The following is a 2,046-nucleotide window of genomic DNA, read 5'->3' on the forward strand; positions in this document are numbered from 1 at the left end:
TTGATTTTTTTGATGCAGTGTAATAATTTCGCTTTTTGGTCATTCTATTCCCCTCTTATATTAGAAGAATAGCTCTTAAAAATACCTTTTTTTCGTCTAAAAATCCGCGCCTATATCACACATTCTCTGTTGGAATCAATTATTAAATAAACCATTGCCCTTTAACTCAAAAAATGAAAGTTGAGTTGGATCTTTTTCCAATAATTCATGTATATATCCTAACGCCCCTAGTATCACTGCTTTTTGGTATACATTCATGCCGGATTTGATAACCAATCCACCTAATTCAATTTTAAGTCGAGTATCTGCTTTACGTTTTTTAAGTTTTTCTAACGAGTGTGATTTTTCATAGCGAGCAATGATTTGTTTTTCTTTTTCAATCTCCTTAAGAATTGTCATGAGACAACTCCCTAGCAAGTTTAAAAAACACTGCATCTAATTGCTTAAGATCTAATTTATGAAGTCCGTATTTGTAGGCAAGATGACCAATTTCAAGTTTATGCTTTTGTTGTAACTTCTCTAACTTGATTTTAGCTTTTTCGATTCTATCCAAGAGTAGTGCTTCCATTTGCGATACTGTCTTCGTAGACATAATCATTTCTCCGCAAATGAGGTAACAAAATAAGCCTACAATGCCCGATTTGTAAAAGCAATAGCTGATTGCTAATAAAAGTGAGCGCAGCGAACTTCAAAAGTCACGCAAGTGCGCAATATACAAACTTTCGTTTGTTTGCTAAAGTAGTATGTAATCGCTTAAAAATATCTTATGGATAGGTATTCTTCTAAAATTAAAAACGATGGAGCATTACATGAAGGTACTGTCTTTTCATGGCCATCGCTTTTGCTCAAGTATCAATTCACTCTCGCTCAAAAGGGCATAGTGCCATTGCTGCAAGTAGTTATCGAACAGGCTCTAGGCTTTATGATATGCGCACTGGGTTGACTCATGATTATTCTAATCGCCATGACGTTATTTATGCAGAAATTCTTTTACCGGAAGGTAGTTCACCTGAGTTCGCAGATCGCGAATTTTTATGGAATCAAGTGGAGCTTGCAGAGAACAGAAGCAACTCTCAGATCTGTAAAGATATTGTTTTAGCACTTCCAAAAGAATTAAGTATTGAGCACCAGATAGCATTAACAAAGCAATTTGCCGATACACATTTTGTCCAAGAAAACTTAGTAGCAGACGTAGCAATTCATGATCATGGCGATGGTAACCCTCATGCTCATGTACTAATTACAACTCGAAGATTGGAGCATAATAAATTTTCACGGCATAAAGCTCGTGATCTTAATCCTACGTTCGCAAAAAAATTTATTGTAGAAAAAGACTATTGGGGCGAATGCTGGCGTGATTTTCAAAATAGCTACTTTGCTGAGCATCAGCTTGATTTAATTGTTGATCCTAATCATCTCATTAGTGAGCGTCATACTGGGCGTACGCGCAAGCAAACTCTTAGTTATTTAGCCGAAGAAAATCAATTAATTAAATCTGCACGTGCAGAGATTGCTTTATCTAATCCCGAAGTATTTATTAAACAAATAATGCAAACACACAGTGTTTTTACACGCCGCGATATAGAACGTTTAGTATTTAAAACCTTTCATAATACTCAGCATATTAATGATTACCTAAACATTGTTGCACAAGTCTTAGAACATAAGAATGTTATTAATTTAGGTAGGAATGAGCGAGGAATTGAATCCTATACTATGCAAGAGCAGTATATACAGGAAGGCAAGTTATTAGCACATGTCGAGCAACTGTACCTTAGTTATGCTCATTCACACAACACCTCCTTAGCTTCTTTGATTCAACACTATCAATTAAATGATGAGCAATCCGAAGCATTAAAATTTATTGTATCAGGTAGCGATATTAGCGTTTTAATTGGCCGGCCAGGAGTTGGTAAAAGCTATTTACTTACTCATGTTACGCACGGTCAATTTTAAGCTGCCATATTTTTAAGCTCCTGCCAAGCAATCTGGTTCGCTCTAAGAATCAATTTGTACTTAATAGCAAAGTGATTTAAATGAGTTTTT

The 2,046-nt window shown here is 35.5% G+C and carries 3 protein-coding genes; 1 reads left to right on the plus strand and 2 read right to left on the minus strand.

Annotated elements, in window-relative coordinates; translation table 11 throughout:
- Positions 1-135: 135 nt before the first annotated feature.
- Both ELY15_RS15360 and ELY15_RS15365 read right to left on the minus strand, forming a co-directional pair.
- The gene (locus ELY15_RS15360) at positions 136-399 is read right to left on the minus strand and encodes a conjugal transfer protein TraD (protein WP_127101576.1); all 264 of its coding nucleotides are present in this window, start codon (positions 397-399) and stop codon (positions 136-138) included.
- Positions 386-592 (minus strand): hypothetical protein, encoded by a 207-nt coding sequence (locus ELY15_RS15365; RefSeq protein WP_127101578.1) that lies wholly within the window; start codon positions 590-592, stop codon positions 386-388. The genes ELY15_RS15360 and ELY15_RS15365 overlap by 14 nt, the downstream gene beginning before the upstream one ends.
- Before the next feature lie 236 nt (positions 593-828).
- Here ELY15_RS15365 and ELY15_RS15370 point away from each other — a divergent pair, with 236 nt between their 5' ends.
- A complete protein-coding gene (locus tag ELY15_RS15370; RefSeq protein WP_127101580.1) occupies positions 829-1,956 on the plus strand; it encodes a MobA/MobL family protein in 1,128 nt (375 codons plus the stop codon).
- Positions 1,957-2,046: the final 90 nt, after the last annotated feature.

The sequence above is a fragment of the Legionella sp. km772 genome (assembly GCF_003989735.1).
In the GTDB taxonomy this organism is placed as follows: Bacteria; Pseudomonadota; Gammaproteobacteria; order Legionellales; family Legionellaceae; genus Legionella.